Genomic DNA, 17,890 nt, shown 5'->3' on the forward strand with positions numbered 1-17,890 from the left:
CTTTAAACTCTAAGACAAACATTTTACGCAGGGGGGACTTAGACAAAATCAGTATAGCACAATAAAAGTTAAGTTAACAAGATATAGTTTAAAAAGCCGTCCTAAAAGGACGGGGCTTTAACCCAAAATTTCGGTAAGCTAGACCAAAATATCCCAGGGCGTTGGCATCTTGACTAACTCCTTGAATTAAAGTGTCGTCATCTTCACTGGCAACGTAATCGCCGCGACTAACATCTTCTTCTCCTACCACCGCTTCCGTAAAATAATCGAAAGTTCCCGAATCTTTGCCTGCACCAAAGAGATTGAGAGGTTTATCTGGCAATCCCGATCGCACCTGACTCCACTTGGTAATTTTACCCTGGGCCGCAGGTTCCCAGATTTTTTTTAATTCCTCTAAAGTGATGCTATCAATCCAAGTGTTTTCTTTATTGACTGCGATGGTAAGCGCGTCAAAGGCGATCGGCAATTCGATAAATCTAATGTTATTCCGATTACAGGCTTCGATCTCATCGGTGCGAATCGGTCGCGAAGCATTGCTAATATCGGTTTTTCCAGCGCAAAACTGCCGAAATCCGCCAGTAGTACCCGAAAATTTGACGCTTATATCCGCAGACGGCTGTTTTTGTTTTTTGTATTCATCGGCGACAGCTTTGGTGATCGGGTAAACGGTGCTAGACCCATCAATAATAATTGATTTGTTTGATTGGAAGTCAACGGGAGCGCAAGCAGCTAAAACACCAGCACTAACAAAAAGAAGAGCCTTTTTGAGCAATTTATCGAGATTTATCAGCATTTATCCATCCCCTTGCTTTTCTGGGAGTCAGAAAAATCTATCTCCATCATTTCAAAAAAAATTGATTTAACACGAAACTCACCCCAAAAAGATAACAAACTTAACAGTAGCGAAAAGCAGCGGTGGCCCTGTTTGAATTCACACACCTAGATAAAAAGCTTTGTCCGGGCAATTTCTCCTCAACAGATGGTTTAAATTAAGATTTCATCCTTGAATAGATACAATGGATTTTTGTCTTGATCGATCTAAATTATTGCCAAAAGCTGTGAATTTTTAAATTAAACTTAACCGAAATTTTACCCAATCTTAACCAAAAAAATCCCCAATATTTCTAGATTTAAAAGTAATATTTGTGCCTTAAACTATATCTTGAAGAAAGTTCAACTTTCCCAATTGTGCAGGATTCTTCAACCGGAAAATTTATGATATTCTCAACTGCTACCCTAACTCGTGTGTGTGCTGTCTCCTTCGCCACGGCAGCGGCCTTAGCAGGGACGATGGGAGAAACCCTCGCCCAAACCCTGAACGGTGCAGGAGCCTCCTTTCCCGCGCCCCTATACCAGCGTTATTTTGCCGACTATAAAAACGCCACTGGTATCACCGTTAACTATAATTCCGTCGGTAGCGGTGCTGGTGTCCGGCAATTTATCGCCGGAACCGTCGATTTTGGGGCTTCTGATGCCGCTCCTTCCTCCTCGGAAAAAAGCCAGATGAAAAACGGTTTACTGCTAGTTCCCACCGCCGGAGGAGCCGTCGCTGTGGTTTATAATCTGCCGGGGGTAAATAACCTGCAAATTTCCAGGGCTAACCTCGGTAAAATCTTCAGTGGCGAGATCACTAACTGGAGACAGGTGGATCCGAAACTGCCCAACCAACCCATTAAAGTGGTGGTTAGGGCTGATGGTAGCGGTACTACGGAGATTTTTACCTCTCACCTGAGTGCTATTAGTCCTTCTTTCAAAAGTAAAGTGGGAACCAGCAAAGAACCTAACTGGGGTTTTACCGTTCTCAAAGGACCGAAAAATGATGGTGTGGCGGCCCTGGTTAAACAAACAGAAGGCTCGATCGGTTACGTTCAAGATACCTTTGCCCGCAAAAATGAAGGGGCAACCATGAGAACCGCCAGAATTCAAAATAAAGCCGGTCAATTTGTCGAACCCAGTCTCGCCCAAGCTAACAAGGCGATGGAAGGGATCAAATTTAACGCCGATTTTACCGCTAATATGGACGATCCGAGCAGTGGTTATCCGATCGTCGGGATTACTTGGTTATTAGTACCGAGAGACTACGCGGATAACAAAAAAGCGGCAGAAATTAAAAGACTGTTAACTTGGATTCTCACCACTGGTCAAGGTATTAACAATCAATTGGAATTTACCCGGATTCCCCAATCGGTGACTCAAAAAGTTTTAGCCGAAGTTAACAAAATTAAATAAATACTTTTGTATTAGTTTGAACTTGATTGTCACCGCTTTCCAGTAAGATGGAAAAAAGTTACCGGTTAACCCCATAACTAATAACTGCAAGTATTTCTTTTCTCTGGGCTGAACATTGTTCAGCCCCTACAGTTGCGTTTTCAACAACTGATAAGTGGTAATCGCTCTCTACCTTATGGCTAATTTTTCTGAACCCGTTGAGTCTTTTGATCTCTCGGCGGCCAATCTTAACGAAAGCCCCGGCACTGCGGGTTTATTCAATCGCATTTTTACGATCCTAGTCTGGATTTGTGCCGCCTCTGGTTTAATTTTTCTGCTGTGGATGGCCTGGATTGTTTTTCAGGATGCGCGGCCGGCGATCAATGAATTCGGTTGGGGATTTCTCTGGGGAACCACTTGGGATGTGAACGTCCTCAAATTTGGTGGTTTACCCTTTATTTTCGGTTCGATCGTTTCCTCGATTCTGGCTCTTTTATTAGCTATTCCCCTCAGTGTTGCCGTTGCTTTAACCACTAGCGAGAATTATTTGCCGGCAAGTGTCCGTTATCCCATCGGTTTTCTAGTGGAATTAATTGCCTCGATTCCCAGTGTAATTATTGGTTTATGGGGGATTTTCGTACTAATTCCCGTGCTTAAACCCCTGCAAGAATGGTTATTTCAAAATTTTGCTTGGTTCCCTTTGTTTAATACCCAACCTTTGGGACCAAGTATGCTGATCGCCGGTGTGATCCTAGCGATCATGATCGTGCCGACTATTTCCGCTATCAGTCGCGATGTGCTGCTTACCGTCCCCCCCGAATTACGCAGCGCCTCCATGGCCCTAGGGGCGACTCGTTGGGAAACCATCTGGCGCGTGTTATTGCCGGCGGCCAGTTCCGGTATTATCGGGGCGATTATCCTCGGTTTAGGTCGCGCTTTAGGGGAAACTATGGCGGTAGCCATGGTAATCGGTAACTCCTCGATTATTAGTCCCTCCCTCTTGGCCCCCGGTTATACTATTCCTGCTGTACTAGCCAATACTTTCCCAGAAGCTTTTGAAAAAATCCACATCGGAGCTTTGATGTATCTAGCTTTGATTCTATTTGTTATTACCTTAGCCGTCAATAGTGTAGCGGCTTTGTTAGTACAATTTATCAACCGCAATCGTTAATTTTATGAGCCAAGGAGCTTTTCCCGAAGAAGATTTACAGCAACCCCTGTCACCGTGGCGACATTTTTTTACCAACGGTCTCACGGGTTTAGCGATCGCTCTTAGTGCCATCGCCATTCTGCCTTTATTCGCTATCCTCTTTCAAATTGTCAAAGAAGGTTTACCCGGATTCAATTGGCAAGTTTTCACCTCTTTACCCGCCCCAGTTGGCTCCGATCCTAGTGTTCCCAACGGTTTCGCCAATGCGATCGTGGGGACTTTAACCATGGTCGGTTTAGCGTCCTTAGGCAGCATACCTCTGGGGATTCTCACCGGGGTTTTCCTCTCGGAATTCGCTCGGGGTTCCAAAATTGGCGGTATTCTGCGCTTTGCGATCGTGGTGTTGAGTAGTACCCCTTCCGTTATCGTCGGGGTGTTTTCTTTCGGGGTTTTGGTCTTAACTACCAAACAATTTTCCGCCGTAGCCGGGGCCTTTGCTTTGGGGGTGATTATGTTGCCGATCATCGCTTTAACCACGGAAGAGGCCCTGAAACTAATACCCATGTCCTACCGTCTCGGTTCCTCCGCTTTGGGGGGTTCCCGTTTCGATACGGTATTTCGCATTGTCCTGCCAGCAGCGATCGCACCGATTATGACCGGGATATTATTAGCGGTGGCCCGGGCCGCTGGAGAAACCGCCCCCTTAATGTTTACGGCTTTATTTAGTCAATTTTGGCAAGAAAGTCTTTGGTCGCCCACACCGGCTTTAACGGTGTTGATTTATAACTACGCTAGTTCCCCCTTTCCTGAACAAAATTCCTTGGCTTGGACAGCTTCTTTAGTCCTCATTATCTTAGTTTTAATTACTAGCCTTCTTTCCCGTTTTGTCACTCGTAAACGCTCAAATTAAGCATTTTTCTTATGATCGATTCCTCTCTCATGAACAATCCTACGTCTCTAGCTAATTCGGCGATCGAAGTCGAAAATCTTAGCTTTTTCTACGGTAGCAAAAAAGCCCTGGAAGGGGTTTCTTTACAAATACCTCAAAGGCAAGTAACCGCCATGATCGGCCCCTCTGGTTGTGGTAAATCCACTCTCTTAAAAGCCCTCAATCGTATCGGGGAATTAGAGGGGCAAGTGACAGTTAAGGGGAAAGTTAGGTTTTTTGGCCAAGATATCTACGCCCCCAAAGTTAACCTTCATACCTTACGGCGACAGGTGGGCATGGTGTTTCAGCGCCCTAACCCTTTTCCCGCTAGTATTTACGATAATATTGCCTATGGTATTAGAATTTATCGTTCCGCTAGTCGCAGTGAATTAGATGGGATTGTGGAATTAGCTTTAAAAGGGGCCGCTCTTTGGAATGAAGTTAAAGATCTGTTGAATAAATCCGCTTTAGGATTATCGGGAGGACAACAACAAAGATTGTGTATTGCTCGCGCTTTGGCGGTAAAACCAAAAGTATTATTAATGGATGAACCTTGTTCGGCTTTAGACCCCCTTTCTACCCTCAAAGTCGAGGAATTAATCCATGAATTGAAGCAACAATACACGATCGTCATTGTCACCCATAATATGCAACAGGCCTCTAGGGTATCCGATCGCACGGCCTTTTTTAATGCCGATGAAACCCGCGTCGGTCGTTTGGTGGAATTTGACACCACCCAGAAAATTTTCACCGATGCAGTTAATCAACAAACTCGCGATTATGTAGCCGGTAGATTCGGTTAATTTGTCTTGTCAGAATTCAGGAGATAGCTATCAGTGATCAGTTATCAGTTAAGCTAAGACGTATTTAAACTGCTTATTCTTGGATTAGCCGAATCTCCTCCACCCCCCCTTGCCCCCCCGACCCCCCCGATGTCGGGGGGGCAGGGGGGGTGGGGTGTGGGGTTTTACCCATTTTCAGGTGGTCAATTACCTAATTTTCAGGGAAAAAATCCCTAAATTTTCCCCCCAATCACTCCAATGGTAGGCACTTTTTCAGGGAAAAAAAGTCTAAAAGCCTTATCCAACAAGGTTTTTAGATTTATTCAGCCAACCCTAATTCTTTCATCTGTGGGGGTGAAAATTTTTTCATCGGGACTGACTCCTAGCCCCACCAACAAACTTTTTCAGCAAACCCTAGGGGGGAAAGGGGAATAGGATGTCTGCCACTAATAAAGAAAAATGGTATTAGACTCACAGTTTCAATAGACCTCCTGCAAAAGTAAGTTATCGAGGCGCTATCGGGTCAAAATATCTAAAAGCTCCGATAAATTGGACATAATCTCAGGTTTTATGGATAGGATAGTTGTCTCTTGTCTTTTTTCTCCTCGGAGTCTCCTGTCTCCTTACCTAAGGTCAGATTTTTGATTTTTGCAGGAGAGCTAATCAATGTGCATGGTGCGTTCCCCAAAATCGATCGCTGGAGCAGTAGGAGACACATTAGGGAACGCACCCTACAAGATTGCGATCGCACTGGATTGACACAGCTAAAATAGTGCATTAGCTTTTTGACTTAAATCCTTGCTAGACTTAGATTATAGCAGTTTTACCAAGCAACATTGTAGTCGTGTCAGTCCACTACGGCGATGGCGATCGCACTCGATAAAAAATCCGGCTCTTCGTGTTTATGTGTGTTAAGATTTGTCAAGAGTTAAGGCAAGCCAATAGCTTAAGCCGAAAGTTATCAAAATTGGCAAATCCATAGCCTATCTTTTAATTAACTTGATTTTTGTATTTATCCCCTCAATCATTCCATATAAGGCGCAACAACAAGACCTCGTTTAGTGTCCCAAAGTATAAATCTTAGTTCTCTGTTCTCAGCCACTTTGGAGTAAAGCCAATAAGCAGTACACAAACGACCACTTGCACCACACACAACTTCAGGTATATTTGGTCTCACTCCAAATTTCTGAGGGACAGGTAACCACCCTTTGCGAATTAGTTCTTGTCTGTAAACAGAGTAAAGAGGCATAGAATCTGTAGGTGTCTCAATTGTTTGAGCAAGTACTTCAAGTGATTTTGTAATGCAAAGAATATTCAAAAGTAAAATAATTAATACTTTATCTCTCATGATTAAAGCTTGAAAAGTAGGCAGGAGTAAGGTTTTATGAGAAATAGCACTAATCTTGAAAACCCCTATAACCCAGTATAGCGCCCTAAAGCAATCCCTCCAACCCCATCTAGGGGTGCTATCCAGTGCCTTCGGTATCGCACTTTAACCCACAGTTTCCATCAATGTGCATGGTGCGTTCCCCAAAAATCTATTGGTGGAGCAGTAGGACTTGCATCAGGGAACGCACCCTACGGCAATGACTGACGGGAGCCAGCAATTAATTTCTAATTTTAAGCACTTGCATAGGAGTCAAACGTCTTTGCTCTGTCCTGTCAAAATCTTGATCAAAACTCACAATAGTAGCTTTTTCAAGCTCGGCAGCAACATATTGGTAAGCATCATCAAAATCCAAGCGAAAGAGATCTATTATTTCTACGACTCTCTTCATTTGGTTAGCAGGAATACTGACCAGTACAACACCAGCATCAATCAAAACGTCATCCACAAATTTGATAAAAACGTCTCTTTGATTCAGCCGATTACAGATCACCCCGATAGAATGTAAAGTAAAATCAGTCATACACATATCAGAGGGCGAGAGCGTATCAAGTAGCTCCGCAACAACCTCCGCCTGTCCCTGTCCTAATAAGCGTTCTAGCCAAATATTCGTATCCAGAAGAAACACTAGCCATTTCTCCATTCAACTGCAAGATTCTGTAACTCAATTGATGTGTAATCGGTTTTAAGCATCCCTGCCCAGTCTTGACGGAGTTTACGTTTTATAGGTTGGTTAGATTTACTTAAAAGTGACTCTACAAACGTTTGTACTTCAACCTTTAACTGGGGCGATAATTGTCTCACCAGTTCTTCTAGTGATTTTGCTGATGTACTCATGTGTTTTACCAATTCAACTTTTTGTAGTAGTTGATAACTGCTCTTACCACCACTCTAGCATAGGATTTGATGAGAAATAGCACTAATCTTGAAAACCCATATAACCCAGTATAGTGCCCTAAAGCAAGCCCTCCAACCCCATCTAGGGGTGCTACCCAGTGCCTTCGGTATCGCACTTAAACCCACAGTTTCAATCAATGTGCATGGTGCGTTCCCCAAAATCTATTAGTGGAGCAGTAGGAGCCATATTAGGGAACGCACCCTAAGGCTACTAGAGCAGCAATTATTGTAGGTTGGGTTGACGCAAGGAAACCCAACAAAGAGTAACCTTTGGGGTGGTTGGGTTGCGCTTTTTCAAGCGAATTGAGCTATTTTCGACCCAGTATTGTTTCGCTCAACCTAACCTACGAGGCGATGCGATCTGCTACGCAGTGCCTTCGGCATCGCACTGTTGGTTTGAAACCTAACGACCGAGTTCAGGGGCGGAGCGTTAGCGGAGTACCCTGGAACCGGTTATTGGACGGCTTTCCGCGATATCTTGATAGGCTCCGGCTGATCCAATAAGTGATGTTTGGCAACGATCAGGCCATCAACCGAAAATGTTTCGTCCAGGTCGACCTCGGCCAATATCGAATACCCTAGGGAGAGCAACCTCTCAAGACAACGATTGTGGAGTGAGTTCGAGTGCGTGGATATAAAGACGAAATCCACCTTTCCCTCCGACAGCATTTCCCTCGCCCCATCGAGCATAGCTAGCTCATATCCTTGAATATCAGCATGGAGAATATTCAGATGCCCGATTCCATGTTCAGCGCAGAATGAATCAACCGATATAGTCTTGGGATTGTCTTGTGGGTTAGAATCGACTCGTGCTTGCGTGAAGTGTCCGCGTCTCTTATTGAGACGAAAATTTGTCTTGCCGCTAAGGAGATTTCTGATCTCCGGTTCAACCAGATAGCATTTGGCATTTGGGCGTTGTTGAAGAAGTGATAAAGAATAAAAGGCCCAGTAAGCTCCAAGTTCAAGCATGTTGCAGTCTTCTGGTAGCAGTTGAATGATCGCCTCAAACACCCGCTCTTCTTGAGGTTCGTGAACGCCCCTGTTTTCGATTAACATGTTGAGGACACCTGCTCCGTAATATCCAATTGCACTTACTCTTACACCGTTGTGCATTGTAATCGTATAACCATCTAGTTCGCCGGCGTTGTGACATCTCGGAATTTCGGCATTATCAGGAGACGAAACCACATCATCTATCCTTCGGCGCCAACCGGTACTGACATTTCCGACCTGGTTCTTTGCTGTTCTTGATGATGTCAGTAGCATCTTCCAGCGGACAGATTGAAGGATAGCAAGCATCTGAGGTGATAACAGTTGCTTCATTAGGGATTTTAATCGCATTGTGAGTGTGTTGATCGCCTTCATAATTCTCCTGAAGTTCTTTCGATGCGGATTGCCAAAAACCTTGTTTAACTAAATTCCTGACAATTTAGGCTAATTCTGGCGACGATTATTCGATCTGACCGCACCCCTTGACAAAAATTTATCATTATTCGATTCGTTTAATTGTCGAGGCCTTCTGTAAAGATTTTTTACTGGGAAATCCACACCCACCAACAAACTTTTTGCCGCAAACCCTAATTCAACCTTTTGCTCCTGTACTTTTAGCAGCACAGGAGCAAAGTTGAAAATAAAAATTAATAACTGTCCTCATCGATGATAACTTCCACGGGAATCACTTCTTCTAACACTTTTTCCTGCATTTCTTGGCGACGAATTGGTATTTTGGTTTTTTCCAATTCAGGTAAAGCGACTAATTCCCGTTGTTTTTCCCGGACAGTATTGGGTAACAACATCGGTAAAGGTTCGGGAGTTTCTAACCAGTAGCTGGCCACTGGTAGAGTATGTTCTAAATCTTCCAATAAACGGGGAATAATCATCACCGCGTGCAGTTCACCGATTTTCTCTGCTTCCCGCATTCCCGCATCAATGGCTACGGCCACATTAGCGACGGAACCCCGGATAATGGCCGTACACAAACCATCCCCAATCGTTTCGTAGGAAGCTAACTGTACATCGGCCGATTTTAACATGGCATCGGCTGCCCCCACCATAGCAGGAAAACCCCTGGTTTCCAAGAGACCGATCGACATATTGCTCAGTTTGCTGAAACCCCGTTGACTTTGGGCAATTTCGGCTAAACGGCTACCAATTGGGAAAATTACCTCTAAATTGGGCATCGGTCGGGGAATAACCGATTTAGATACCAATTGTCCGAACTGTGCGGCGGTTTTTGCCCCTTCTTCCACTGCTAACCGCACATCGGCAATATTACCACGCACGATCGCCGTACAGTGACCACCGCCAATTTTTTCGTAACCCACGAGGGTAACTTCTGCCGATTTTAGCATCATATCCGCTGTCCCGACGATCGCCGGAAAGCTGAGGGTAGAGACTAAACCCAAGGCACTATCTTTGGGGTGACGCTTGGTTTTCATCGTCCTTTGACCGGGGTTAGTTGTGGACGAGGGGGGAATGCTTCCATTAACTCTTAATCTAGACATTGAAGATAAACTTGCCCTAACAGGTACGAAGGGGGTGATTGTCAGCTATCCTGTTACTATCTAGTCTATCCTGTTAACCTTAATTGCTATTGAAGATTTTTGAGGGATTAGATAAATTTTAGTTATTGTAGCTTGATCAAGTTGTCTATGACAGAACAGCCTCGCAGTACAGATGATCGAATCAGCGAAACGGAAGCGACCGAATTAATGCGCTCGCTGCTTCATAAGGAAGGAAATTGGGTGAATTGGGGGCAAAAATGTCAAAAACTGCAAAAAGCTGGCTACGATTCCCAGTTAATTTTTGAACAAACCGGGTTTCAAAATGCCCAACAAAATTTAATTATTGTCGCTGCCCAAGTTTTTGAGAGTTTAATCAAAGCGGGGGCAGATGAAGATTTGTTAAGTTACTACATCGGGCCGCGCAGTGATGTGCTATACGAATTACGGATTCTCAACCAAGAACAAAGATTGGGGGCAGCGAAATTAGCGGCAGAAAAAAGGATTGAGGTGGCCGAAGCACACGATATCGCCAAAGCTATCCAGGATTTTTCCCGTTTATCCCAGATTCCCAGTGAATTTACCCGTCATCCTGGAGATGCGATCGCTTATCAGTGTTGGAAACGGGGCAAACAAAAGCGAGATTTAGCCGAAAGAGCGAAATTAATCGCTAAAGGTTTGAAATTTGCCCATTCTGACTCGGCCAGACAGGCGATCGAGTCCTTACTACAAGATTTTACCGTTACTCCCTCCCGTAGCGCACCGTTGCTACCCGTCCATCGTTTACAGGATGAGGACGAATTAGCCAGAATTATTCCTTTAGTAGGAAGATTTCCGGTGACGGTAACTGATATAAAACACACAGAAAGTCTGAGCGTCGAGGAACCTTTTCGACTGGTAACGGTGGGGGATAAACAAACAATCGTGCCTCTCCCCGGTTGGCAAGCAATTCTAAAGGCGATCGATCCTGTAGCGATTTTATGGCCTAGCGATCAATTACCTCGATCGATTGCCACCAGGTCCGAGGAAGTGTTATTAGTGATCGATCGAGTTTTGGCCGAATGGGACGTGAACAATTATTATCTAGTAGAGAGAGATAATTCCGTCTCTTTACAATGGTTTGATAGTCCCCCCGATGTCACCATCTTAGGTCAATTGGTCTTGATTTTAAGAGCCAAAAATATCCTCGATGAAGAAAACATCACCGAACCCTGGCAAATGGACGACTAAATCAGTTATCAGTTATCAGTAACCAGTGATCAGGTTTAAGTTTAAGCTATTAGTTATGAGTGGGAACAAGAAAATAGATAAACTGATCACTGAATCCAATAAAACTGGTCACTGCTAACTTGTAGCTGACAGCATAACTTAAGAAACTAAGGGACATTTTTCAAGGAAAAAGTAACAAAGCGGACAAAGGAGACAGGAGACAGGAGACAGGAGACAAATTTACCATACTTTTGCCTTTTGCCTTTTGACTCTTGCCTTTTTCTGGCTGATAACTGATAACTGATAACTGATAAGTGATAACTGAATATATGCGTGCAGTAATTTGTGGATATTATGGGAGAGGAAACGGAGGAGATGAGGCATTATTAGTGTCTCTATTGCAGATGTTGCCGTCAGCAATTAAACCTATTGTTTTGTCAAATAATCCAGCAGAAACCAGTCAACGTTATGGAGTGGAAACCTGTCCTAGTCGGGATTGGTGGCAAGTTTTGCAAACTATGAAAAAAGCGGATATATTTATCTGGGGTGGCGGCAGTTTAATGCAGGATGTCACCAGTTTTGCCAGTCCAATGTATTACGGTGGTTTAATGGCTCTTGCTCAATTATTGGGCTTAAAAACTATTGCTTGGGGCCAGGGAATTGGACCATTAAATAGACCTTTTACTCGTTGGTTAACCAAAAAAGTCTTACAACAATGTAGTTTAGTTACTGTGCGCGATGATATATCGGCTCATTTAGTCGCTGATTGGGGTATTCGTCCCATTGTTGCCCCGGATCCAGTATGGGCTTTAGAAGCTCAATCAGTCAAGGGATTATCGGATTTACCTGCCCCAAGAATCGCCGTCAATTTACGTCCCCATCCCCTATTAACCCCGGCAAAATTAGATAAATTAACCCAAGCTTTAATTGATTTACAAACCAGTACGGGGGCGTTTATTCTCCTAGTCCCTTTTCAAAAGTCGCGGGATTTGCCCCTCTGTGAAGCTGTAGCCCGTCAATTAAGGGAAAATTATCAAATCATTAGTTTAGAGGACCCAAGACAGTTAAAAGGCGTATTTCGTGGGGTAGAAATGGTGATCGGAATGCGCTTTCATAGTTTGATTATGGCCGCGGCAGAAGATTGTCGTTGTTTTGCCCTTAGTTATGATCCGAAAGTGTCGCGATTAATTGCCGAAGTACCGATGCCGGGTTGGGAATTAGATCAGTTACCAGAGGCAGTTAATGATATTAGTAACACTTGGATTAATTTTTATGCCAATGGAGAGGCATTAACCAGCGATCGCAAGCATTTTTTAATCGATCGAGCTTTAATTCATAGAGAAATTTTGTTTAGATTGGTGAGCTAATTTTTATGTCGAGTGCCATTACCGAAGCGATCACGACTATTGCCTTGGCTGAGACAAGATTTAATCTCTCCTTAACAGAAGATGGGGCATTTTTCCCCGAATGGAAAAGTGATTTACTGGCCCTATCTAGCCATGAGAAAAAGAGTTTAGATGAACTAATACAAAGGTATTTATACCAAAGATCGGCGGGACAGTTATTAGAAAAAACCGTGACTTTATTGTTAGTTTCTCCCTTACTAGCGATTGCGGGTTTTTACGATCCGCCTTTGCGAGTACGCGCAGAGGAATCGGTAAGCTTAACCGTCGATGATGGGGAAGAAATACTATCGGGTAGAATCGATGTGTTAGTCTGGTTAAATCAGTTTTGGATGGTAATTGTAGAATCCCAAAAAACCGCCCTATCGGTTTGGACTGCCTTACCGCAAACCTTAGCCTATTTGATGGCTAATCCCCAGCCCGAAAAACCTAGCTTTGCCATCGTCACCAATGGAGATGATATTTTATTGGTCAAATTGAGAGCTAATGTCCATTATTATGCCCTATCTAGGGTATTTGCTCCCTTTATTTCCAGAGAAGAACTATATAGGGTTTTGCAGATTTTAAAACACATCGGCGCAGCGATCAAATAAAATCAAGATTAGAAATTAAGTAAGTGGTTCTAATTAAATAGAAGATAGATTTTGCCTTCGATCCCCCCTTGATCCCCCCTTATTAAGGGGGGTATCTATCTACTTATTAGCGAGGAAAAACCTAACCAGAAGAATTTTTAGGTGAATCCTAATTGAGATGGGAGTCTTTGGGAATAACATCCAAACCGAGGAGAACCTTTTGGGTATTGGACATATCACCGATAATTCTTTGTAGGGGTGGAGGAAGTTGTTTGACTAAAGTAGGAGTTACGAGAATTTTATCCTGTTCCGCTAATTGCGGCTGTTCGAGAACATCAATTATTTCTACCGTATAAAGACCGGATAACTCCTCGCGACAGATCCGAAAAATATTAGCGATCGCCCTCTGGGATTTACTTGAATCGCCCATAATATAGAGTTTGAGAAGATATTGACTCATGATTGCGTGTTATTGAACAGTTTAATGTTGCTGAGACCGATATAGTATTTACGATAGAAAGAGACGAGATAACCCATCAATTCCAGGACCATGAGACGACCTTCGCTAACGTAGGCCTGCGCTTTGGCCAGGGTGACATCCTGATTTTTTTGGCGTAGGGTGGTGGTATGAATATCCACCACATCGCGAGGACTAGCTTTTAAGAATCCTAACTTATCGGCCAAGCTTCGCAGTCGTTCCGATAGATTATGTTCCACTTTGTATGCTTGTTCTTCTAAAGCTAAATCTAATAACTCTCCGTAATTTTGGACTAATTGTTGAAAAATATCGGGAATACTCTGCCTTATTGCCTCAGAACCGAACATTTTCGCCGTGATGCTAGTTTGTCCTCCCTTGATTAACTGTTCCAGTTCGCGAAATTCTTCTTCCTGTTGTTGATGTTTAAGATTGAGTACATATTGCTGACGCTCGATCGCCACACGAATTTGATAGACTAAAAGACTACTATCGATATTATTTAACTGAATATAACCGTCAGCACCCAGTTGAAAGGCTTTAACGACTAATTTCTCATCATTGCTAGTAGTTTGAACCACTATCGGTATAGTAGAGGCTAATTCTCTGGTTTTGACTAGGATATTTAAACCAGGGGGGACAGAGATTTCCAAGCTTAAGAGGATGAGATCAAATTTCTCCCCTGCCAGTTTTTCGGCAGTTTCCTGTAGATCCTGAGCTTGGGTGAGGGTAAAAGTCAACCCCTCGGCCAGGGAACATTGGGGGGCCTTTAACAGCAATCTCTGGATTAATTTAACAGTCGTCGGTTCGTCCTCTATCAATAAAATTCTACAGAGGTCCCTAGTCATACTAAATCCTGTTTAAAAAGTATAGGAGAGTGGGGAGCGGGGAGAGGGGATTAAAACTGTATATTAACGCTTTAAGAGCCATGGCTGAGAATTATTAATTATTTGCCCTAAAATAGCCAAAATTTCTCGTATAGACTTGATAATTCTTCTCCTGTTTGTGCGTCCATATATCCGCACTGTACGGCAAAATCTAACCATGTTTGTGTTTCCGCCGCCTCCCCTTCACTATCATTGAGTTTGGCAATAAATGCGGCTTGGTATCTACGTTTACGCCATGCCTCCGCTAGATTAGCACAAACAGAACGAGAAGACCGTCGAATTTGGTCAGTTAGAGCATATTTTTCTTCTTTAGGAAAATTTTTCGACAATTGAAAAATTTTCCTAGCTGCAGAGAAGGCTTTTTGATAGGACTTCCCATCTTTATGGCTTCTAATTGGCTCAGTTGACATTTTTCGCTGCACTTAAGCTTCTAGCTAAATTATATATCTCCCTTCTCCCTTCTCCCCTCTCCCTTCTCCCCTCTCCCCCTCTACAATAATTACTCGCAGCCAGAAATACGTTGGGTAGTATCATACTTTGTGCTTTTTGTCAAAAAAACTTTTTTTTTGCAATAAAACTACATAAAAAAAAGATCATCATTGCTGGTGAAATTGACTGATTTAACCGTCTTAATTAGGATCACCTTCTAAGTGTGGCAAGGGTTTCAACTATTGCTGCTCAAAAAAGCACAAAATAACCCACTATGAAATTCTATCAAATCGCTGTTACCATGATAACATCGTTGTTAAATAAAAATCTTTCTCAATTAATTCTTAAGAATTTGTAAATATTGCGGAATGTTAATTTAAATATTCTCAAGTTTTTGCCGTCAATAAATAATTTTTGCTTATCTTTGTCGAAAAATAGAACTCCTGCAAAAATCCCACATCTACCATTGGGTTAGGAGTCAGTATTCTCCGAGTCAGTATTCTCCGAGTCAGTATTCTCCGAGTCAGTATTCAGGAGATTGTTTTTATTTATTCTCCCATCTCCCATCTCCCATCTGCTATTTTGACTCGATTCGGCGAATTGCCACCACTGCCGGCCGGGGAGGTTGATTAACTTGACCACTGGGCCAATTCGACCCTAGGGGGACTTGTCGTATTTGTTCAAATTCCTGCCCATTAGTGGTTTTAAGGGCAAATTTGCGGTTTTCAAAGGCAAAATCCCGACGAATTCCCCCCGCTTCCCCCGGATGCTGTACTGCCAAAAATAACGTCTCTTGGTCGGGAGTAAAGTACAATCCCGTTAATTCCGCATCCATGGGAGCGATAGCAAAAGGATAGGGATGCTCTTGACCCTTGGCAAACACCCAAGCGCTATTATTGCCAAAAATCCCCAATAAATCCCGTTGACTAACCGGGACACCCTGGGGATAACGAGTTTTTATCTCTCGATTTAACCCACCCGTAGAAATATCGCTAACCATCCAGAGATTTCCCTGTTTATCGAACGCGAGGTTATCGGGATTAGAAAAACCCTCACCTTTCTCTGTCGGTTCCCCTCCGTAAGCGACCACATCCCAACGAAAACTTAGGGAAGCAGCATCATTATTATCTTCCCTTAAGCTGATAATCCAACCAAATTCGTAGGGTATTTCGCCATTTGGTCCTTTAAATATCTCCTTATCGGCTCCTCCCTCCGCTTCACTGGGACTACCAGAGGTAAAGGTCATATATAAAGTGCCATTCTCGTCCACTTCCGTATCTTCCGGGCGACCAGTACAAGTGACCCCAACGGCGTTAGCGGCAAAATGAGCATCGATGAGAATTGCTCCCTGTTTTTCCGTCCCATTACCCTCATACAGGTCTGCGAGGGTCTTATATTTAGCTTTGTAGGCCAGAATCTCCTCATCGTCCTTAAATAGCAGTAATTTAGTCTCATTGACCGTTCTTTCGGGATTCGGCAAAGCTACCACCCCATCCCCGCGACTGGCGGCAATTTGACTCGGTAGGACGGGATTTATCTCCGTGTCGGGATTTAAGGGTATCCAATAACCGGTTTGATCGGGGTTGAATTTCGCCCCGTAGAGCATTCCTTTTTCTAGGAGTTTTGAGTTATTTTTGTCTTTAATATCGCTAATTTTGTCCTCGGAGACGAATTTATAGATATGACCGCCTCTGCGATCGCATCCTGAATAAACCGCCAAGGGTTGCCCCGTTTGAGCGAGAAAAGCGACCGCTTCATGGCGAAAACGCCCTAACCAAGTGTGTTTTGTGCCGTAATCGTCGGGATTGGCAGGATCCACCTCCACCATCCAACCGTATTTATTTCCCGCTAACCCAAAGACGTTACCCCGGCCATCCACTTCCCCACTATTGAGAATAAAGGGGGTAGTATCCGGATCCAAAGAGGAACCATCTTTTAACACTACCTCCGTCACTTGTTCTTGAAAGTTCTCCTCGGCACTAAATACGGTTCCCCAAGGAGTTGTTCCCCCAGCGCAATTTTGAAACGTTCCGATAATTTTTGCCCCTAATCCGTCATCGTAGCCAAGTTTATCAATTTTGGTAAAAATTGCTACAGCAGGACCGGTCGCTTTCAGGTAATGACCGTCCTTTAGTCCAGAAATACCGGTAATGCGGCGATCGGCGTTACTATAGGTACGTTGCCATTTTCCCGTTTGATCTTTAGCGAGGGAAATTACGCCAATTCCCTGATCAATTAAGCCTTCTAGGGATATTTCCTCGATTTTTGCCTTTAAGCTGGCATCTTGCAGGCGATAGGCGGCAATTTCACCCTTTTCGTTGGTTTTTTCTCGTACTTCCTTGACGGGTAGGGTTTTACCAATCACTTGTTCAAAGGTTTGTAGCCAAGTACGACCACTGATATATTCAAAATTAACGGTTAGATAACCTTGACCCGGACTGGTTTCGATAAAAGATAGATAATCATTGTTATAACCGAAACGGGAATCACCCACTTTATCTCCCCACTGCGCCAGCACATCAGATGTGAATCCTTGAGGAAGAACGAGATCATCTAGGACTGTATAGGTTTGATAGGCACTTTTTTGGCTTTCATCGCTCATGCCGTCAATTTTTAAGGGAATCGGCAGTTTGACTGGGGCAAAGTTGAAGCCGAAACTATTAGCAGCGATCGCAGGACTGCTAATCAGAGAGGAATATTTTTTCTCTTGCAGACTGAAAAAAGAGACACCGGCAGTCGCAGTTAAAAAGGTGAGGAAATTACGGCGAGAAATACTCATATTTTCAGAAATAAAGTCAAAACTGGTGTTCAGACCTTGATTAGGTTAAATTTTATTACATAAACTTGACATAGGGATTATATATTATCCAAGTTATGACTAAGTTAACAGCCAGTTAAAAGTAATCAGTAATCAGTGATCAGTAATCGGTGCAAAGACAGTAGAAAACTGCCATTTAATACTGCTCGCTTAATCCATACTGCACACTTAAAACTCAAATCTGATAACTGATAACTGATAACTGATAACTGAATAATCGCTTTGGTTGTCGCTATTTTGGGTG

At 43.4% G+C, this 17,890-nt stretch carries 17 protein-coding genes; 7 read left to right on the forward strand and 10 right to left on the reverse strand.

Translation table 11 applies throughout. The features are described 5' to 3' along the window. Positions 1-88 precede the first annotated feature (88 nt). Positions 89-793 (reverse strand): PstS family phosphate ABC transporter substrate-binding protein, encoded by a 705-nt coding sequence (locus tag O9334_RS17685; RefSeq protein WP_502846547.1) that lies wholly within the window; start codon positions 791-793, stop codon positions 89-91. A gap of 422 nt (positions 794-1,215) precedes the next feature. Between O9334_RS17685 and pstS the strand changes: the two genes are divergently transcribed. From pstS to pstB, 4 genes are all read left to right on the forward strand, one after another. Further along, a complete protein-coding gene (gene pstS, locus O9334_RS17690; protein ID WP_288001519.1) occupies positions 1,216-2,229 on the forward strand; it encodes a phosphate ABC transporter substrate-binding protein PstS in 1,014 nt (337 codons plus the stop codon). A 175-nt stretch (positions 2,230-2,404) separates the two neighbouring features. Beyond that, complete coding sequence (pstC, locus tag O9334_RS17695) at positions 2,405-3,379, forward strand: phosphate ABC transporter permease subunit PstC (RefSeq protein ID WP_288001521.1); 975 nt, start codon at positions 2,405-2,407, stop codon at positions 3,377-3,379. A 4-nt stretch (positions 3,380-3,383) separates the two neighbouring features. After that, positions 3,384-4,268, forward strand: coding sequence for a phosphate ABC transporter permease PstA (pstA, locus tag O9334_RS17700; protein WP_045359638.1), 885 nt, complete (start codon positions 3,384-3,386; stop codon positions 4,266-4,268). 11 nt (positions 4,269-4,279) lie between these two features. Then, positions 4,280-5,089: a phosphate ABC transporter ATP-binding protein PstB gene (gene pstB / locus O9334_RS17705; protein WP_288001526.1), complete on the forward strand. Its 810-nt coding sequence runs from the start codon at positions 4,280-4,282 to the stop codon at positions 5,087-5,089. A 1,003-nt stretch (positions 5,090-6,092) separates the two neighbouring features. On the opposite strand, the gene O9334_RS17710 is transcribed toward pstB, so the two are convergent. The 5 genes from O9334_RS17710 to ccmO all read right to left on the reverse strand — a co-directional run bounded on the left by O9334_RS17710 (position 6,093) and on the right by ccmO (position 9,790). Beyond that, a complete protein-coding gene (locus O9334_RS17710; RefSeq protein WP_288001529.1) occupies positions 6,093-6,416 on the reverse strand; it encodes a hypothetical protein in 324 nt (107 codons plus the stop codon). Positions 6,417-6,675: 259 nt separating this feature from the next. Then, complete coding sequence (locus O9334_RS17715; RefSeq protein ID WP_288001531.1) at positions 6,676-7,083, reverse strand: PIN domain-containing protein; 408 nt, start codon at positions 7,081-7,083, stop codon at positions 6,676-6,678. Continuing rightward, on the reverse strand, positions 7,083-7,292 hold the full coding sequence (locus tag O9334_RS17720; protein WP_288001533.1) for a DUF2281 domain-containing protein: 210 nt from the start codon (positions 7,290-7,292) through the stop codon (positions 7,083-7,085). Before O9334_RS17720 ends, O9334_RS17715 begins: the two co-directional genes overlap by 1 nt. A gap of 513 nt (positions 7,293-7,805) precedes the next feature. Beyond that, on the reverse strand, positions 7,806-8,717 hold the full coding sequence (locus O9334_RS17725; protein WP_288001535.1) for an FkbM family methyltransferase: 912 nt from the start codon (positions 8,715-8,717) through the stop codon (positions 7,806-7,808). A gap of 272 nt (positions 8,718-8,989) precedes the next feature. Further along, the gene (gene ccmO / locus O9334_RS17730) at positions 8,990-9,790 is read right to left on the reverse strand and encodes a beta-carboxysome assembly protein CcmO (RefSeq protein WP_002787918.1); all 801 of its coding nucleotides are present in this window, start codon (positions 9,788-9,790) and stop codon (positions 8,990-8,992) included. A 213-nt stretch (positions 9,791-10,003) separates the two neighbouring features. Here ccmO and O9334_RS17735 point away from each other — a divergent pair, with 213 nt between their 5' ends. From O9334_RS17735 to O9334_RS17745, 3 genes are all read left to right on the forward strand, one after another. Further along, a complete protein-coding gene (locus O9334_RS17735) occupies positions 10,004-11,083 on the forward strand; it encodes a RuBisCO accumulation factor 1 (protein WP_288001537.1) in 1,080 nt (359 codons plus the stop codon). 308 nt (positions 11,084-11,391) lie between these two features. Next, complete coding sequence (gene csaB / locus O9334_RS17740) at positions 11,392-12,429, forward strand: polysaccharide pyruvyl transferase CsaB (RefSeq protein ID WP_288001540.1); 1,038 nt, start codon at positions 11,392-11,394, stop codon at positions 12,427-12,429. 5 nt (positions 12,430-12,434) lie between these two features. Next, positions 12,435-13,058, forward strand: a complete 624-nt coding sequence (locus O9334_RS17745; RefSeq protein WP_288001543.1) for a type I restriction endonuclease subunit R — start codon at positions 12,435-12,437, stop codon at positions 13,056-13,058. Between the two features lie 148 nt (positions 13,059-13,206). Here the strand turns inward: O9334_RS17745 and O9334_RS17750 are convergent, their stop codons facing one another. From O9334_RS17750 to O9334_RS17765, 4 genes are all read right to left on the reverse strand, one after another. Then, positions 13,207-13,497 carry a circadian clock KaiB family protein gene (locus tag O9334_RS17750; protein WP_002772019.1) on the reverse strand — a complete coding sequence of 97 codons (291 nt, stop codon included), beginning with the start codon at positions 13,495-13,497 and terminating at the stop codon, positions 13,207-13,209. Continuing rightward, positions 13,494-14,360 carry a response regulator gene (locus O9334_RS17755; RefSeq protein ID WP_045359605.1) on the reverse strand — a complete coding sequence of 289 codons (867 nt, stop codon included), beginning with the start codon at positions 14,358-14,360 and terminating at the stop codon, positions 13,494-13,496. The genes O9334_RS17750 and O9334_RS17755 overlap by 4 nt, the downstream gene beginning before the upstream one ends. Positions 14,361-14,467: 107 nt before the next feature. Beyond that, complete coding sequence (locus tag O9334_RS17760; RefSeq protein WP_425311599.1) at positions 14,468-14,728, reverse strand: four helix bundle protein; 261 nt, start codon at positions 14,726-14,728, stop codon at positions 14,468-14,470. A 677-nt stretch (positions 14,729-15,405) separates the two neighbouring features. Next, complete coding sequence (locus tag O9334_RS17765) at positions 15,406-17,607, reverse strand: PhoX family protein (RefSeq protein WP_288001548.1); 2,202 nt, start codon at positions 17,605-17,607, stop codon at positions 15,406-15,408. Between the last annotated feature and the right edge of the window lie 283 nt (positions 17,608-17,890).

It is taken from the genome of Microcystis sp. LE19-8.1F, assembly GCF_027531715.1.
Lineage (GTDB): Bacteria > Cyanobacteriota > Cyanobacteriia > Cyanobacteriales > Microcystaceae > Microcystis > Microcystis wesenbergii_A.